General features: G+C 66.7%; 19 protein-coding genes. All 19 read left to right on the top strand.

The window, feature by feature from the left end:
- The first annotated feature begins 38 nt into the window (after nucleotides 1-38).
- Nucleotides 39-1,241: a PAAR domain-containing protein gene (locus ACUXVX_RS11160; protein ID WP_446308366.1), complete on the top strand. Its 1,203-nt coding sequence runs from the start codon at nucleotides 39-41 to the stop codon at nucleotides 1,239-1,241.
- A complete protein-coding gene (locus ACUXVX_RS11165; RefSeq protein ID WP_446308367.1) occupies nucleotides 1,238-1,750 on the top strand; it encodes an ankyrin repeat domain-containing protein in 513 nt (170 codons plus the stop codon). Before ACUXVX_RS11160 ends, ACUXVX_RS11165 begins: the two co-directional genes overlap by 4 nt.
- 561 nt (nucleotides 1,751-2,311) lie before the next feature.
- Nucleotides 2,312-3,658 (top strand): DNA-packaging protein, encoded by a 1,347-nt coding sequence (locus tag ACUXVX_RS11170; protein WP_446311530.1) that lies wholly within the window; start codon nucleotides 2,312-2,314, stop codon nucleotides 3,656-3,658.
- 51 nt (nucleotides 3,659-3,709) lie between these two features.
- Complete coding sequence (locus ACUXVX_RS11175) at nucleotides 3,710-4,894, top strand: phage portal protein (protein WP_446308368.1); 1,185 nt, start codon at nucleotides 3,710-3,712, stop codon at nucleotides 4,892-4,894.
- Nucleotides 4,887-5,480, top strand: a complete 594-nt coding sequence (locus ACUXVX_RS11180; protein ID WP_446308369.1) for an HK97 family phage prohead protease — start codon at nucleotides 4,887-4,889, stop codon at nucleotides 5,478-5,480. The genes ACUXVX_RS11175 and ACUXVX_RS11180 overlap by 8 nt, the downstream gene beginning before the upstream one ends.
- 62 nt (nucleotides 5,481-5,542) lie before the next feature.
- Nucleotides 5,543-6,748 carry a phage major capsid protein gene (locus ACUXVX_RS11185; RefSeq protein WP_446308370.1) on the top strand — a complete coding sequence of 402 codons (1,206 nt, stop codon included), beginning with the start codon at nucleotides 5,543-5,545 and terminating at the stop codon, nucleotides 6,746-6,748.
- Between the two features lie 191 nt (nucleotides 6,749-6,939).
- Nucleotides 6,940-7,536, top strand: a complete 597-nt coding sequence (locus ACUXVX_RS11190; RefSeq protein WP_446308371.1) for a head-tail connector protein — start codon at nucleotides 6,940-6,942, stop codon at nucleotides 7,534-7,536.
- Entirely contained in the window at nucleotides 7,533-7,874 is a 342-nt protein-coding gene (locus ACUXVX_RS11195; protein ID WP_222469476.1) for a head-tail adaptor protein, read from the top strand. The genes ACUXVX_RS11190 and ACUXVX_RS11195 overlap by 4 nt, the downstream gene beginning before the upstream one ends.
- Entirely contained in the window at nucleotides 7,871-8,278 is a 408-nt protein-coding gene (locus ACUXVX_RS11200; protein WP_446308372.1) for a DUF3168 domain-containing protein, read from the top strand. Before ACUXVX_RS11195 ends, ACUXVX_RS11200 begins: the two co-directional genes overlap by 4 nt.
- Nucleotides 8,279-8,303: 25 nt before the next feature.
- Nucleotides 8,304-8,717 (top strand): phage major tail protein, TP901-1 family, encoded by a 414-nt coding sequence (locus ACUXVX_RS11205; protein WP_222469474.1) that lies wholly within the window; start codon nucleotides 8,304-8,306, stop codon nucleotides 8,715-8,717.
- 2 nt (nucleotides 8,718-8,719) lie between these two features.
- Nucleotides 8,720-9,040, top strand: coding sequence for a gene transfer agent family protein (locus ACUXVX_RS11210; RefSeq protein WP_446308373.1), 321 nt, complete (start codon nucleotides 8,720-8,722; stop codon nucleotides 9,038-9,040).
- A 1-nt stretch (nucleotide 9,041) separates the two neighbouring features.
- The gene (locus ACUXVX_RS11215) at nucleotides 9,042-9,224 is read left to right on the top strand and encodes a phage tail assembly chaperone (protein WP_446308374.1); all 183 of its coding nucleotides are present in this window, start codon (nucleotides 9,042-9,044) and stop codon (nucleotides 9,222-9,224) included.
- Nucleotides 9,225-9,226: 2 nt separating this feature from the next.
- Nucleotides 9,227-9,889 carry a phage tail tape measure protein gene (locus ACUXVX_RS11220; RefSeq protein ID WP_446308375.1) on the top strand — a complete coding sequence of 221 codons (663 nt, stop codon included), beginning with the start codon at nucleotides 9,227-9,229 and terminating at the stop codon, nucleotides 9,887-9,889.
- A 36-nt stretch (nucleotides 9,890-9,925) separates the two neighbouring features.
- A complete protein-coding gene (locus tag ACUXVX_RS11225) occupies nucleotides 9,926-10,558 on the top strand; it encodes a phage distal tail protein, Rcc01695 family (RefSeq protein WP_446308376.1) in 633 nt (210 codons plus the stop codon).
- Nucleotides 10,555-11,502: a DUF2163 domain-containing protein gene (locus tag ACUXVX_RS11230; protein ID WP_446308377.1), complete on the top strand. Its 948-nt coding sequence runs from the start codon at nucleotides 10,555-10,557 to the stop codon at nucleotides 11,500-11,502. Before ACUXVX_RS11225 ends, ACUXVX_RS11230 begins: the two co-directional genes overlap by 4 nt.
- A gap of 1 nt (nucleotide 11,503) precedes the next feature.
- Nucleotides 11,504-11,944, top strand: a complete 441-nt coding sequence (locus tag ACUXVX_RS11235) for an NlpC/P60 family protein (protein WP_446308378.1) — start codon at nucleotides 11,504-11,506, stop codon at nucleotides 11,942-11,944.
- Nucleotides 11,944-15,876 carry a baseplate multidomain protein megatron gene (locus ACUXVX_RS11240; protein ID WP_446308379.1) on the top strand — a complete coding sequence of 1,311 codons (3,933 nt, stop codon included), beginning with the start codon at nucleotides 11,944-11,946 and terminating at the stop codon, nucleotides 15,874-15,876. Before ACUXVX_RS11235 ends, ACUXVX_RS11240 begins: the two co-directional genes overlap by 1 nt.
- Complete coding sequence (locus ACUXVX_RS11245) at nucleotides 15,869-16,579, top strand: DUF2793 domain-containing protein (RefSeq protein ID WP_446308380.1); 711 nt, start codon at nucleotides 15,869-15,871, stop codon at nucleotides 16,577-16,579. Before ACUXVX_RS11240 ends, ACUXVX_RS11245 begins: the two co-directional genes overlap by 8 nt.
- Nucleotides 16,579-16,878: a DUF7742 family protein gene (locus ACUXVX_RS11250; RefSeq protein WP_446308381.1), complete on the top strand. Its 300-nt coding sequence runs from the start codon at nucleotides 16,579-16,581 to the stop codon at nucleotides 16,876-16,878. Before ACUXVX_RS11245 ends, ACUXVX_RS11250 begins: the two co-directional genes overlap by 1 nt.

Here is a 16,878-nt window from a genome sequence, read left to right on the forward strand (position 1 = left end):
GCTTTGATGAGGTGCATTGCACTTACGGATTTATTCTGATGTCTCAACCAGCCGCCCGGATCACGGATACGCATGTCTGCTCGATGTGCCCTGTGCCGCCCGGCCTTCCGATCATCCCGCCCTGCGCGATCACGGTTCTGACCGGCAACCTGCCGCAAGCCCGACTGGGCGACCTTTGTGCCTGCATCGGCCCGCCGCCCGCTGCGATAGATGCCATCGTGTTCGGCTCGCCGACGGTGCTGGTGATGAACCAGCCTGCCGCGCGCATGGGCGACCCGACCGCCAAGGGCGGCGTCATCACCAAGGGCCAACCCAACGTGCTCATCGGTCTTGCCGGGGCAGGTGGCGCCGGTGGCGGTGCTGGGGCGATGCCGGGCATGAACCCGAGGCCAGTGTGCGTGACGCTTGCCGCAGAGCTGGCCGAGAACCAGACGGCGCAGGATATGGCGGCGATGTCGGCGGCGGCCTATCTCGACGGTGAGGGCGGCGACCTGCCCGCCAACACCCGCCGGGCCACGCAAGCCGATCTGGAGGCGCTTGGCCTGCATGATGGCACCAATGACCTCACCGCGATGCCGGACAGCGATTTCAACGCCGATGTCTTCGTGCATACCAACCCGGTGACGGGTGAAGAGACCTATACCGTGGCCTTTGAGGGCACCACGCCAACCTCGACCGGGGATTGGGGCGCCAACCTTGGCCAGGGCGCGGGCATGCAGACCGAGTACTACCGCCGCGCCAACGAGATCGGGCGCACCGCGAGCGCGGCCCAGCCGGGCAAGGTGCGCTATACCGGCCACTCTCTGGGCGGCGGCATGGCCAGCGCGGCCGCGACAGCCTCGGGCGATCCAGCCTATACGTTCAACGCGGCCGGCCTGCATGAGAACACCATGGAAGGCGGCGACCCGAATGCACCCGTGGAGGCCTACTACCTGCGCACCGATCCGCTGAATGCCGCGCAGGACCATAGCTGGAGCCCGATGCCACAGGCCTTCGGCAACCGCCGCGAGATGGAACCAACTGAGATCTGGTCCGCCAGTGACAGGGTGCCGCGCGAGATGGCGAACCCCGACAACTACGTGCCGGACTTCGTGGAGCAGCCTGCTCTGGATGCCAAGCGGGCGGCGCAGGAAAAGGCCAACCAGCAGCTGCGCTTTCACTCCATCGAGGAGATGCAGCGCTCGCTTGAGGCACAGGAACAGCAGATCCGTCAGGATCAGCAGGACAATGGCTGCACATGAACCGGCGCGGCTGGGCCTTGGGGGCGGCGCTCGCCCTCGCGGTGCTCGGCGGCGGCATGTGGACGGCCCTGCGCTCCGGCGCATTTGAGACTGGAGGGGCGATGAGCACCGTCGATATCGAAGAGAAGGGGCCGGATGGCCTGCCGATCATCCACTGGTGGGTGGAGCGCGAGGAGTTCGCGAAGATCGAGGCGCTGCTCGAGGCGGGCGGCGATATCGAGGCGCCCGGCTTCCAGTCTGCCACGCCATTGCTGAAGGCCGCCGTGGCCGACAGCTGGCCGATGGCGCTGTTCCTGATCGAGCGCGGGGCCTTCATCGGTGCGGTGGACCGGCGCGGCATGACGATGCCCTGGCTGGCGGCGACGAGTCGGGTGAAAAAAGGAAACCCGGACTTTGAGGCATTGGAAAAGGTGCGGGCCATTCTGAACGAGCGGGGGATGCTCGGGCAGTACTACGAGCCCAACGATGTGAAGAAGCGGATTGCCGAGGGGAATTGGCCCCCGAAATGAAGGGCTTGCGCGCCGCGCGCTGAGGTGCAGTGCGTCGAGGGTTAAGAAAACCCTAACGAAACAACCGCTTAGCGCGTGGCGCTCGCCGATTTGGCTTGACTCTGCGAACGCTCTCATCTATAGGTTGTGACACGATGAGAGAGGTGGGCGCGGCAACCCTTGGGGGGTGTGCCGCTTTTTTAATGCCGGCCCTGCGGGACACCGGCCTCTAGCGAGACATGACCATGGATGATCGACCCGACCGCGAGGGCGGGGACGCAGGCGGCGTGCTGTCTGCGGCTGAGCAGCTCGTGGCCGAGGGCGCGGGGGCGCTTTCGGCGGTGATTGGACAGAGCGGGGCGGGGCCGGGGGCGGTTCCGGACGTGGTGCTGGGCGATATCCGGCAGCTGCGGCGCCTGCTCCTTGCAGCCTACCAGGAGAAAGAACGTGTTGCGGAACATAAGAAGCGAGGCGGCGGCGGCACAGGACGGCCCCGTGGTGGCGGCGGACCCGGTGCAGACGGCGGGACCGGTGAGCGCGGGGACGGCGCAGGACGCGTGCTCGACCTCGACGCTGCAAGGGCTGAGATCGGGCGCCGCCTGGCTCGCCTCCGCGACGCTGGAGGAACAGGAGAGCTTTCTGGAGGGGCTGAGCCCTGAGGCGCTGGCGGCGCTGCCCTGGCTCTTCGAGTTCTGGGCGCTGCCGCATCAGCTTGCCCCGGAGGGCGACTGGCGGGCCTGGGTGGTCCTTGGCGGGCGCGGCGCGGGCAAGACCCGCGCGGGTGCCGAGTGGGTGCGTTCGCAGGTAGAGGGTGCAGGGCCGTTCGACGAGGGCCGCTGCCGCCGTATGGCGCTGGTGGGCGAGACCATCGACCAGGCGCGTGAGGTGATGGTGTTCGGAGACAGTGGCATTCTGGCGTGTTCGCCGCCTGACCGGAGGCCGGAGTGGAAGGCGGGCCGCAAACAATTGGAGTGGCCCAATGGCGCCGTGGCGCAGGTGTTCTCGGCCAGCGACCCGGAGGCGCTGCGGGGGCCGCAGTTTGATGGCGCATGGGTCGATGAATTGGCGAAATGGAAGAAGGCGCAGGAGGCTTGGGACATGCTTCAGTTCGGCTTGCGGCTGGGCGACAGCCCGCGGATGTGCGTGACCACCACGCCGCGCAAGCAGGCGCTTCTGCGGGAGCTGCTGGAGCGGCAGAGCACGGTGGTGACCCGCGCCGCGACCGAGGCCAACCGGGCGTGGCTCGCGCCATCGTTCCTTGAGGAGGTGCAGGCCCGTTATGGCGGCACCTCGCTTGGGCGGCAGGAGCTGGACGGCGAGATGCTGGATGACATCGACGGCGCGCTCTGGCGGCATGGCGCCATCGAGGCGGCGCGGTTACGCGAGGTGCCCGAACTGATGCGTGTGGTCGTGGCGGTGGACCCGCCGGTGACCGGGCACAAGGGATCGGACGCCTGCGGGATCATCGTGGCCGGGCTGGAGGCGGGCAGCGGTGAGCCGAAGGACTGGCGGGCCGTGGTGCTGGAGGATTGCTCGGTGAAGGCGGCCTCGCCGCTGGACTGGGCCAAAGCCGCGCTGGAGGCCGCCGAGCGCCACGGCGCAGAGCGGGTGGTAGCGGAGGTCAACCAGGGCGGTGATCTGGTGGAGACGCTGCTGAGGCAGATCGACCCAACGGTGCCGTTCCGCGCCGTGCGGGCCTCGCGCGGCAAGGTCGCGCGGGCAGAGCCCGTGGCGGCGCTCTACGAGCAGGGCCGGGTGCGGCATGTGGCCGGTCTGGGCGCGCTGGAAGACGAGATGGGGCGGATGACGGCGGAAGGCTATCAGGGCAGCGGCTCGCCCGACCGGGTGGATGCGCTGGTTTGGGCGTTGACCGAGCTGATCCTCGAGCCCGCGGCCCGCTGGCGGCGCCCGAAGATGCGGACCTTGTGACGCGATTGGTGGGTTTGGCCCACCTTACGGAAATCGACAAAGGAGAGACGGATGGTCTTCGACTTCCTCAAGCGGGAGCGGGGCGGCGGAGCCGTGCCTGAAACAAAGGCCTCGGCCACCGGGCCGGTGATTGCATATCACGGCGCGGGCCGGGTGGCGTGGAGCCCGCGCGACACGGTTTCGCTCACTAAGACGGGGTTCACCGGTAATCCGGTCGGGTTCAGGGCGGTAAAGCTCATCGCAGAGGCCGCCGCTGCCGTGCCGCTGATCTGCCAGGACAATGACCGGCGCTACGAGACACATCCGGTGGCCGACCTGATGCGGCGGCCCAACGGCGCGCAGGGTCGCTCGGAGTTTTTGGAGGCGCTCTATGGGCAGATCCTGCTCTCTGGCGACGGCTACGTGGAGGCGGTGCTGGCCGATGTGGGGCTGCCGGGGGAGTTGCATGTACTGCGCTCCGACCGGATGAGCGTGGTGCCCGGCGGGGATGGTTGGCCGGTGGCTTATGAGTACGCCGTGGGCGGGCGGAAGCACCGCTTCGATGCCAGCGGCGAGCTGAAACCTGTGTGCCATATCAAGGCGTTCCACCCGCAGGACGACCATTATGGCCTCTCGCCGCTGAAGGCTGCGGCCAATGCGCTGGATGTGCATAATGCGGCCTCGAAATGGTCCAAGGGGTTGCTCGACAATGCCGCGCGGCCTTCGGGAGCGATCGTCTATCGTGGGGCGGATGGGTCGGGGCATCTGAGCGCCGATCAGTATGATCGGTTGCTGGACGAGATGGCGAGCCACCACCAAGGCGCGGCCAATGCGGGCCGCCCGATGCTGCTGGAGGGCGGGCTGGACTGGAAGCCGATGGGGTTCAGCCCCTCGGACATGGAATTTCAGAAGACCAAGGAGGCCGCCGCGCGGGAGATCGCCACGGCCTTTGGCGTGCCTCCGATGATGCTCGGCATCCCCGGCGAGGCGACTTATGCGAACTATCAGGAGGCCAACCGCGCGTTCTACCGGCTCACGGTGCTGCCGCTGGTGGCCAAGGTCAGCGGCGCCTTGGGCGACTGGCTGAGCGGGCTGGGCGGCGAGGCGGTTGAGTTGAAGCCCGACCTCGACGGGGTGCCGGCGCTGGCCACGGAGCGCGAGGCACAGTGGCGGCGGGTCAGCGAGGCGGACTTCCTGACGGCGGGCGAGAAGCGGGCGCTTTTGGGGCTGCCGCCGCTGGAGGCGGGCGATGAGTGAGAGAGAAAGGCAAGCGATGGCAATGGATTACGGGCCGGAGTTGGAACATAAGTTTTGTGCGCCGGAGGCCAAGCTGGCGGTGGATGAGAGTTTTGAGATCGCGGGCTACGCCTCGCTCTTCGGCGCGGCCGACCAGGGTGGCGACGTGGTGGTGGCGGGGGCCTATGCGCGCTCGCTGAAGGCGATGGCGGCAAAAGGCCAGCCGATCCGGATGCTCTGGCAGCATGACCCGCGCGAGCCGATCGGGATCTGGGATGAGGTCCGAGAGGACCGCCGGGGTCTCTGGGTGAAGGGACGCCTGCTGAAGGAGGTTGCCCGTGCCCGTGAAGCCGCCGCGCTTATCACCGCGGGCGCCATCGACGGGCTCTCCATCGGCTACCGCACCAAGCGGGCGGAAAAGGACGCGCAGGGGCGCAGGCTGCTGCACGATCTGGAGCTTTGGGAAGTGTCGCTGGTGACCTTTCCGATGCTCCGCGAGGCGCGGCTTTCGGGTGCCAAGGGGGACGAATTGCCCCCGGCGGCAGACGAGGGCTGGCAAGAGCTGGCGGAGGCGCTGCGGGCGGCTCGCCGGGCGCTGGCGGGTTAAGGCCGCCTGAACCTTCGGGGGCAGTCATGCCTCCAACCATTCTCACGAAAGGAAGAGTTGCGATGAGCACTCCCGAGACTGGGTCGGGGGGCGGGCGGAGCGTGCCTGCACCCGCGCCCTCACAGGCATCGCCGGTGGCCGAGGTGGCCACGGCGCTCACGGAGTTTATGGGCGAATTCAAATCGTTCCAGGACGACCTGCAATCCCGCGTTCAGAAACAGGAAGAGCGACTGACCATGCTGCACAAGAAGAACATCTCTGCCGGGCGTCCGGCCCTTTCCGCCGCGCAAGAGGCCGGTGCGCCGCACCAGAAGGCCTTCAACGCCTATCTCCGCAACGGCGATGATGACGGGCTGCGCGGCCTCGAACTGGAGGGCAAGGGCCTGTCGACGGCGGTGGCGGGCGACGGCGGCTACCTCGTGGACCCCGAGACCTCGGCAACGATCAAGACCGTGCTCTCCAGCACCGCGAGCCTGCGGGCGATTGCCAATGTGGTGACCGTGGAGGCGACCTCCTTCGACGTGCTGATCGACCGGGCCGACCTTGGCGCCGGCTGGGCGACCGAGACGGGCGCTGCGGTGGAGACCGACACGCCGACCATCGAGCGCATCACCATCCCGCTGCACGAGCTTTCGGCCCTGCCCAAGGCCAGCCAGCGGCTGCTGGATGACAGCGCGTTCGACATCGACGGCTGGCTTGCCGACCGGATCGCCAAGAAGTTCGCCCGCTCCGAGGCGGCGGCCTTCATCAACGGAGATGGTTCCGACAAGCCGACGGGCATTCTTGACCACACCATCGTGGCCGAAGGCAGCCAGACCTGGGGCGAGCTGGGCTACATTGCCACCGGCGCGGATGGCGACATTGGCGATGCCGATGCGCTGGTGGACCTGGTTTATGCGCTCGGGGCTGAATACCGCGCCAATGGCACCTTCGTGATGAACTCCAAGACCGCTGGCGCGGTGCGCAAGCTGAAGGACGCGGACGGGCGGTTCATGTGGTCGGACGGGCTGGCGGCGGGTGAGCCTGCGCGGCTGCTGGGCTATCCGGTGCTGATTGCTGAGGACATGCCGGACATCGCCACCGGCGCCCATGCAATCGCCTTCGGGGATTTCCACGCGGGCTACACCATCGCCGAGCGCCCCGACCTGCGGGTGCTGCGCGATCCGTTCTCTGCCAAGCCGCATGTGCTCTTCTACGCGACCAAGCGCGTGGGCGGCGATGTGAGCGACTTCGAGGCGATCAAGCTCCTGAAGTTCTCGGCCTCCTGAGGCTGAGGGTGCGCCGGGGGTGTGCAACCGCCCCCGGAGCAAGGGACACGGGCGTGCGCCGGGGTGGTCGGGCAACCGGCTGCACCATGCGGTGCCAATGCTGCTCCCCTCCGTCCGGGCGGCGCATGGGGCGTGCGCCCGTGGCCACCCGCGAGGCGCGGGGGAGGGCTGGGTTTTCAGGAGACTGACACATGATTTTGACCGAGCTGACCTCGGTGCAGGCCGCCGCGCTGCCGGTGACCGAGTTCAAGGCGCATCTGCGCATGGGCACCGGATTTTCGGACGAGGGCGCGGAGGACGGCTTGCTGGAATCGCTCCTGCGAGCGGCAATTGCCGCGGTAGAGGCCTGGACCGGCAAGGTGTTGCTGGAGCGGGATTTTCGCTGGGTGCTGGCAGGCTGGCGGGGGGCGGATGCGATGACTTTGCCGGTCGCCCCGGTGAGCGGCATCACCTCCGTGAAGACGGTGGACCTGCTGGATTGGGAAACCACGGTGGAGCCGAGCAAATACCGTTTGGAGCCGGATACGCACCGCCCGCGCATCCATGCCACGGGCACGGCCTTTCCGAGCGTGCCGAAGGGCGGGAAGATCGTGATCGAGTTCGACGCGGGCTTCGGGCCCAGTTGGCCTGACATTCCGGCTGATCTCGCGCAGGCGGTGCTGCTTCTGGCGGGGCATTACTACGACTATCGCCACGAGGCGCGGCCCGGTGAAGGAGTGATCCCCTATGGCGTATCGGCGCTGATCGAGCGGTGGCGGAGCATCCGCATCACCGGGGGGCGGACATGAAGGCGTCGCCGGTTTTGAACCGCAAGCTGGTGCTGGAAACGCCGGAGCGGGTGCCGGATGGTCTGGGTGGTTGGAGCCGGACCTGGGCCGAGCTGGGGCAGCTTTGGGCAGAGGTTAAATCGGGCAGTGGGAGCGAGCGGGCGGATGAGTTCCTGACCGTCTCCTCGGTGCCGTATCGGATCACCGTGCGGGCGGCCCCGCCCGGCGCGATGAGCCGCCCCAAGCCGGAGCAGCGCTTCAGGGAAGGGAGCCGGATATTTCGGATATTGGCGGTGGCCGAGCGGGATGAGCATGGCCGCTACCTGACCTGCTACGCGCGCGAGGAGGTATCGGCATGAGCTACGGAGCCTCTGCGGCGCTTCAGGCAGCCGTTTACCAGCACCTCATCGGGGACGCTGGCGTGACATCGCTTGTGGGCAGCAACATCTACGATGCCGCACCGCCGGGCAGCCCGCCCGGCACCTATGTGAGCCTCGGGCCGGAGGAGGTGCTCTCGCGCTGCGACTGCACCGGCGATGGCGCGTTGCACCGGTTCACCGTGAGCGTCGTCACCGATGCGGCGGGCTTTGGCGCGGCCAAGCAGATTGCCGGGGCGATCAGCGATGCGCTGGCCGGAGCGGCCCTTACGCTCTCGCGCGGCACGTTGGTTGCGCTGAACTTTGAACGTGCTCGCGCCCGACGGGTGGGCGAGGGCGACCAACGCCGGATCGACCTGCGCTTTGCCGCGCGGATCGACGACTGACCCTCATTTTCAAGGAGAGACCCAGATGGTTGCCCAGAACGGCAAGGACCTTTTGATCAAGATGGACATGACCGGATCGGGCCTGTTCGAGACCGTGGCGGGCCTGCGGGCCACGCGCGTGAGCTTCAACGCCGAGAGCGTGGATGTGACTTCGCTGGAGAGCCAAGGTGGCTGGCGTGAGTTGCTGGCTGGAGCGGGCGTGAAGAGCGCGAACATCAGCGGCTCGGGGGTGTTTCGCGACGAAGACAGCGACGAGCGGGCGCGGCAGATTTTCTTCGACGGGGAGACGCCAGAGTTTCAGGTCATCATCCCCGATTTCGGCGTGGTGGAGGGGCCGTTTCAGATCACCTCGGTGGAATACGCGGGCAGCCATGACGGCGAGGCGACCTATGAGCTGGCGCTCGCGTCGGCAGGTGCGCTGAGCTTCACGGCGATCTGAGCATGGCGAACCCCTGGGCAGGAGAAGCCGTGCTGGTGCTGAATGGCGCCGAGCACCGCTGCAAATTGACGCTGGGCGCATTGGCCGAGCTGGAAGCAGCACTGGAGACCGGCACGCTTATGGAGCTGGTCGAACGCTTCGAGGCGGGGCGGTTCAGCACCCGCGATGTGCTGGCGCTGCTGGTCGCCGGGCTGCGCGGCGGGGGCTGGCAGGGCCGGGCTGCGGACCTGCTGACGGTTGAGATCGGTGGTGGGCCAGTTGAAGCGGCCCGGGTTGCGGCCGAATTGCTGGCCCGCGCCTTCGCCCTGCCAAAGGGCGCCTGAAATGGATTGGGCGGGCCTGCTCCGCCGGGGGCTTTTGGAGTTGCGACTTAAGCCTGTGGACTTCTGGGCGCTCACCCCGGTGGAGCTGATGGTGATGCTCGGGCTGGAGCAGGCCGCCCCGCCGCTTACGCGCGCCCGGCTGGCGGAGCTTTCCGCCGCCTTTCCTGACAAGCAGAGGGACTGAAGATGGCAGATTTCGACGGGGCCGAGGCCCTTGAGACGCAGGTGGATGCGCTGGAAAGCGCCTTTGGCGGTGCGGCGCAGATGGTGGCGGCCTTCGATGCCGAGCTGTTGCGGATGCAGGCGAGCCTGACGGTGACGCAGGCCAATGTGGGCCAGCTTTCCAGCCATATCGGGCGCGGGCTGCGCAAGGCTTTCGACGGGCTTGTGTTTGATGGCATGCGGCTGTCGGAGGCGCTGCGGACTGTCGCGGAGGCGATGATCAACGCTACCTACAACGCCGCGATGAAGCCGATCACCGACCACTTCGGGGGGCTGATCGGCACTGGCATCGAGAATTTCATCACCGGGGGGCTCGCCTTTGAGAAGGGTGGGGCCTTCAGCCAGGGTCGGGTGCAGCCCTTTGCCAAGGGAGGGGTCGTCTCATCGCCCACGTATTTCCCGATGCGGGGTGGGCGCGGACTGATGGGTGAGGCGGGGCCGGAGGCGATCATGCCGCTGTCGCGCGGGGCGGATGGCTCCCTGGGCGTGAAGACGCAAGGCGGTGGGCGGCCGATCAACGTGGTGATGAACATCTCGACGCCCGATGTGAAGGGCTTCGAGCGGAGCCGGGCGCAGGTGGCGGCGCAGATGAGCCGGGTGCTGGCGCAGGGCCATCGCAACCGCTGAGGCGAGCAGCAAGAGCAGCAATTGGAAGGATCGGACATGGGATTTCACGAGGTGCGGTTTCCGGCCAGCCTGAGCTTTGGCTCGGTGGGCGGGCCGGAGCGGCGAACGGAGATCGTGACGCTGGCCAACGGCTTCGAGGAGCGCAACACGCCCTGGGCGCATTCACGCAGGCGCTATGACGCGGGGTTGGGCATGCGGTCGCTCGATGACGTGGAGGTGCTGCTGGCGTTCTTCGAGGCGCGGCGCGGGCAACTCCACGGGTTTCGCTGGAAGGACTGGTCGGACTTCAAGACCGGGGCGGCCAGCGGCACGCCGGGCTGGCAGGACGAGGTGATCGGCACAGGCGATGGGGTGACGAAGAGCTTTCAACTCTCGAAAACCTATCGTTCGGGCGAGGCCAGCTACACCCGGCCCATCACCAAGCCTGTCCTTGGTTCGGTCACGGCGGGCATCGAGGGCACGTTTTACCAGCAGGGCGTCCACTTTGAGGTCGAGACGACGACCGGGATGATTACCTTCGAGGATGCGCCTTCGATCGGCTTCGCGGTGACGGCGGGCTTTGAGTTCGATGTGCCGGTGCGGTTTGACACCGACCGCATCCACACCTCGGTCGCCAGCTTCAAGGCGGGCGACGTGCCGACGGTGCCGGTGGTGGAGCTTCGGCTGTGAGCGGGGCGGAGGCGGCGGCGCTCTACGCGCATCTGGGCGGCGGGATCACAACGGTTTGCCGCTGTTGGGCGGTTGCGCGGCGGGACGGCGCGTTGCTGGGCTTCACCGACCATGACGAGGGGCTTGGCTTTGACGGCATTGCCTTCAAGGCGAACTCCGGGCTGACCGCCAAGGCGCTGGTGCAGGGCACCGGGCTGGCGGTGGACAACACCGAGGCGCTGGGTGCGCTGATGAGCGAGGCGATCACCGAGGAAGACATCCTTGCCGGACGTTACGATGGCGCGGAGGTGCGGGCCTGGATGGTCAACTGGGCCAACCCGGGCGCGCGGCTGATGCTGTTTCGCGGGACCATCGGCGAGGTCAGCCGGGCGAACGGGGCTTTCGAGGCGGAGTTGCGTGGGCTGACGGAGGCGCTGAATCAACCGCAGGGCCGGGTCTATCAGCCGCAGTGCAGCGCAGTGCTGGGTGACGGAATGTGCCGGTTTGATCTGTCTATCCCCGGATACAGCGCCGAGGTGGCGGTGGAGCAGGTGCAGGACGGGCGGGTCTTTCGGTTTTCGGGCATGGCCGAGTTCGACCAGCGGTGGTTCGAGCGGGGGCGTTTGCGGGTGCTGAGTGGGGAGGCCGCGGGCCTTGTCGGGCTGGTCAAGAATGACCGCCTGAGCAACGCAAGGCGCGAGGTTGAATTGTGGGAGCAGCTTCCGGCGCAGGTAGCGGTGGGCGACGTGGTTCGGATTGAAGCGGGATGTGACAAGCGCGCCCAGACATGCCGTTTGAAGTTTGACAACTTCCTGAACTTTCGAGGCTTTCCACACATCCCCGGCGAGGACTGGCTGATGAGTTACCCCAAGTCCGGCGGCAGCGAGAAGGATGGCGGTAGCCTGGCACCCAAGCCCTTTTCACCCATTCTGACCCTTCTGACAGGCCAACAGAATGGTGGGTGATATGGGGGCGAGGACCGTGGTGGCGGCACGCGGGTGGCTCGGCACGCCCTATCGCCATCAGGCCTCCTGCAAGGGGGCAGGATGCGATTGCCTTGGCCTGCTGCGTGGCATCTGGCGCGAGCTCTTCGGCGGCGAGCCTGAGGCGGTGCCGGCCTACAGCCGCGATTGGTCGGAGCCCGCGCGGGAGGAAGCGCTGTGGCAGGCGGCGCGGCGGCACTTGCGGGAGAAGGCGGCGGGTGAGCCACCAGCGCCCGGAGATGTGCTGCTGTTCCGGATGCGCGAGGGGTCAGTTGCCAAACATCTGGGTTTGCAGGCGCGGATCGGCCCGGCGGCCAGCTTCATCCATGCCTATTCCGGCCACGGGGTTGTGGAAAGTTCGTTCTCCCGGCCCTGGGCCCGGCGCGTGGCTGCACGATTTGAATTTCCCGAAGGGGGGCGCTGATGGCGACGATCTTACTTTCGGCGGCGGGGGCCGCGCTTGGCTCCACGCTGGGCGGCACGTTTCTGGGACTGTCGGGCGCAGTCATTGGCCGGGCGGTCGGTGCCACCTTGGGGCGGGCCATCGACCAGCGGGTATTGGGACAGGGCAGCCAGATTGTTGAGACCGGCAAGGTTGAACGCTTCCGCGTGACCGGCGCCAGTGAAGGCGCGCCGATCGGGCAGGTCTACGGGCGGATGCGCGTTGGTGGTCAGGTGATTTGGGCGACGCAGTTCAAGGAGAGGGTGCGAGAGGAAAGCACGGGCGGCAAGGGTGCGCCGAGCGGTCCGACGGTGCGGAGCTACTCTTACTCGATCAGCCTCGCGGTCGCGCTGTGCGAAGGCGAGATCAGCCGGGTTGGACGTGTCTGGGCCGATGGGGTGGAAATTGCGCCCGCCGATCTGAACATGCGGGTGTACACCGGCAGCGAAGATCAGTTGCCGGATCCGAAGATGGAGGCCGTCGAGGGCGAGGGTAACGTGCCAAGCTATCGCGGCGTGGCCTACGTGGTGATCGAGGACCTGCAACTCGCGGAGTTTGGAAACCGTGTGCCGCAATTGTCGTTCGAGGTCGTGCGGCCCGTGACGGAGGAGGTCGACACGCCTGAAGCTCGCAGCCTCAGCCGGGTGGTGAAGGCCGTGGCTTTTGTGCCGGGCACAGGGGAATACGCGCTGGCCACAACGCCGGTGCACTATGACTTTGGCCAAGGGCACAGCCAGTCGGCGAATGTGAACAACCCGACCGGCAAGACTGACTTTGCGCTTTCACTTGAGACTCTGAACGATGAACTGCCTGCCTGCGGTTCGGTCTCATTGGTGGTGAGTTGGTTCGGGAGTGATCTGCGCTGCGGGAACTGCGAGATCAGGCCGAAGGTCGAACAGGCCGGTTTTGACGGCAAACCGATGGCTTGGCGGGTCAACGGCGTGACGCGCTCGGCTGCGCAGCTGACACCCCGCGATGAGGAGGACCGCCCGGTTTATGGGGGCACACCGGCGGACGCGGCGGTGATCGAGGCGATCACGGCGATGAAGGCGGCGGGTCAGGAAGTGGTCTTTTACCCCTTCATCCTGATGGACCAGCAGGAGGGCAATGGCCTGCTGGACCCGTGGACCGGGGCTGCCGACCAGCCGAAGCTGCCTTGGCGCGGGCGGATCACCCAATCTGTCGCCGCAGGGCGCGCGGGATCGCCGGATGGCACAGCCACGGCGGATGCGGAGGTGGCCAGCTTCTTTGGCACGGCCACGGCGAGCGACTTTTTCGTCAGCGGCAAGGTGGTGAGCTACAGCGGTCCGGCAGAATGGTCGTTCCGCCGGTTTATCTTGCACTATGCACATCTGTGTGCGGCGGCAGGAGGCGTGGAGGCATTCTGCCTCGGCTCCGAGATGCGGGGCCTGACGCAGATCAGGGGCGCAGGCGGCTTTCCGGCGGTTGCTCAGATGAAGGCTCTGGCGGCTGAGTTGCGCGGCATTCTGGGGGCGGGGTGCAAGATCGGCTATGCCGCCGATTGGAGCGAATACTTCGGGTATCATCCGCAGGATGGCTCTGGGGACGTCTACTTTCACCTCGATCCGCTCTGGGCCGATCCGGAAATCGACTTCATCGGGATCGACAACTATATGCCGCTCTCGGACTGGCGGGATGGTGAGGAGCATGCGGATGCATCGGCGGGCGCGATCTACGACCTATCCTACCTCAAGGGTAATGTGGCTGGGGGCGAAGGGTATGACTGGTACTACGCCCACCAGGCGGCCCGCGATGCCCAGATCCGCACGCCGATCACCGATGGTGCCTACGGCGAGCCGTGGGTGTGGCGTTACAAGGATCTGAAGAGCTGGTGGCAGAACACGCATCACGAGCGGATCAACGGGGTGCGGCAGGCAGCACCGACTGATTGGCTGCCGGAATCCAAGCCGATCTGGTTCACCGAGTTGGGCTGCGCGGCCATCGACAAGGGCACCAACCAGCCAAACAAGTTTCTCGATGCAAAAAGCTCGGAAAGCGGTTCGCCACATTACTCCGATGGAACGCGCGATGACTTGATCCAGGCACAGTATCTGCGGGCGATCTCGGCGCATTACGAAGCGGTTGAAAACAACCCGGTCTCTGCCGAGTACGGCAGGCCGATGGTGGACATGGCGCGCGCCCACGTCTGGGCGTGGGATGCGCGGCCATTTCCCTACTTTCCAGCCGCTCTGGAGACCTGGAGCGATGGCGAGAATTACGCGCGCGGGCATTGGCTGAACGGGCGGGCCACGAGTGAAGCTCTGCCGGCGGTGGTCGCCGAGCTTTGCTTGCGGTCGGGCGTTTCGCTGGATGCACTCGATCTCGGCGCGCTCTACGGGCTGGTTCGAGGTTACACGGTTGAGGATCTCGGCGGCGCGAGGGCCGCGCTGCAGCCGCTGATGCTGGCGTTTGGCTTCGATGCCGTCGAGCGGGAGGGCGTGTTGCGCTTTGCCAGCCGGACGGGGCGGGCGCGAGACGGGATTGCGCGTGAAGCACTTGCCGTTACCGGTGATCTGGACGCTGACATTACCCTCATCCGCGCGCCGTCGGCTGAGACGGCAGGCCGGGTCCGTTTGAACTACGTGGAGACCAACGGCGACTACGAAGTGCGGGCGGCGGAGGCGATCTTCCCCGACGAGGTGTCTTACGGCGTTGCGCATTCCGAACTGCCGCTGGCTCTGACCCAATCGGAGGCACAGGGGATCGTGGAGCGCTGGCTGGCGGAGAGCCGGGTGGCGCGCGATACGGCACGGTTCGCCCTGCCGCCGTCGCGGCTGGGGATCGGGGCTGGGGATGTTGTGACACTGCCGACCGATGACAGGATAGCGGACTATCGGGTGGACCGAGTCGAGCAGGCAGGGAGCCAGATCATCGATGCGGTCAGGGTCGAGCCATCTGTTTACAAGCCGAGTGATGCTATCGAAGACCCCGTTGCGCTGGTGCCCTTCGTACCGCCTCTGCCGGTGTATCCGCTGTTTCTCGACTTGCCGCTGCTGACCGGACCGGAGGTGGAGCACGCACCGCATATCGCGGCGACGGCGGTACCTTGGCGGGGGTCGGTAGCGGTTTATTCATCGGTGTCCGGGGAAGACTACGAACTGAACCGGCTGATCTCTTCACGTGCCACGATCGGGCAGACGGAAACCGTCCTTGCCGCCGCGCGTCCGGGCCAATGGGACCGGGGTGCGCCCTTGCGAGTGCGCTTGGCCGCCGGGGTGCTCTCCTCCGCCAGCGAAGCGCAGGTGTTGGCTGGCCGCAACGCCATTGCGATTGGAGACGGCTCATCTGGCAATTGGGAGATTTTCCAGTTCGCGCAGGCCGAATTGGTGGGTGAGCGCACCTATGAGCTGAGTCTTCGGCTGCGTGGCCAGCTTGGCACGGACGGGCTGATGCCGTCCGAGTGGCCGGTGGGCAGCGAAGTGGTCTTGCTCGACGACAGCCTGACCCAGATTGAACTGGCGAGCGGGGCGCGGCGGCTTGCGCGCACCTATCGGATCGGAGCGGCGGGTCGGCCCTATGACGATCCGTCTTTCGTGGAGCGGCAGGAGGCTTTCGATGGCAACGGGCTTCGGCCTTATGCGCCGGTCCACATTATCGGGCGGCGTGATGGGGCAGGGGACCTGGCTGTCGGTTGGGTGCGCAGAACGCGGATTGACGGTGACGGATGGGACGTGCCGGAGGTGCCGCTTGGCGAGGCGAGTGAGGCTTATCTGCTGCGGGTGGTTCAGGGTGACGCAGTGGTGCGAGAGGCGACCGTAGGCACGCCTGCGTGGACCTATGGCGCGGCGCTGCAGGCCAGCGATGGCGTCACCGGGGCGTTTGAAATTCATGTCGCACAGATCTCCGAGCGCTACGGGCCGGGACTTTTTGGAAAGGGTGAAATCCATGACTGAGACCACGCAGCTCAAACTGCCGCTCCTGCAGGCCAGCCAAGCGCAAAAGCACGTGACGGTGAATGCCGCGCTGATGCGGCTCGACGGGCTTGCACAGCTGCGCCTGCAATCAGCGAGCAACACGACCCCGCCGGGCGTGGTGGTGGACGGTGAATGCTGGTTCGTGCCCACAGGCGCGGTCAACGCATGGGCCGGGCAGGCAGGACAGATTGCCATTGGCGACAACGGGGGCTGGGTATTTCTGGCACCTCAGATCGGGTGGCGGGCGTGGATCGTCGATACTGCGACCGATGCGCTTTGGGATGGTTCAGCATGGCAACCGCCGCTCATGGCAGCCAGCCCCTCGGGCGCGGCATCGAAGATGCAGGTGCTGGAGTTTGATCACGCCATCGCTGCGGGCGCGAGCGACAGCACGACAACGCAGGTGCCGGCGAACTCCATGATATTTGCGGTCTCGGCGCGGGTTATTACCGCGATCACCGGCACACTGACGAGCTGGACCTTCGGCATCACCGGGTCCGAAAGCCAGTTCGGCTCGGGACTTGGGCTCGAGCAAGGCTCCTACTGCACTGGCCTTCTCGGGTCGCCCACCACTTGGTACGCCGCCGCGCCACTGAAACTGACCGCGGTCGGCGGTGACTTTGCCGGCGGCGCAATACGTGTGGCGGCGCACTACTACACCATTGATCTGCCCACCGCCTGATGCGCCCGCTGCATCACAGCGACATCTGCGAGGTTGCCCGTGTGCTCCTGCCGCTGAGCGAAGAGGAGCGTCCGCGCGCGCTGAAGCGATTTATTGCCTTTGCCGACGCAGCCGACCGGTTTCGACAAGTCACCGGACGGGCGCACAAGGCGTGGGGCGACGGCACGTTGGGCGCGGCAGTGGCCCGACAGCCTCGCGGTCTGGCACGCAGCTTCGAAGACTTCGACTATGCGCAATGCTGGGCTATGGTGCTCGATGCAGTCATCCGGTATCGCACCGGGCGGCGGCTGTTGCCCTAA

The organism is Vannielia sp. SX4 (assembly GCF_052828525.1).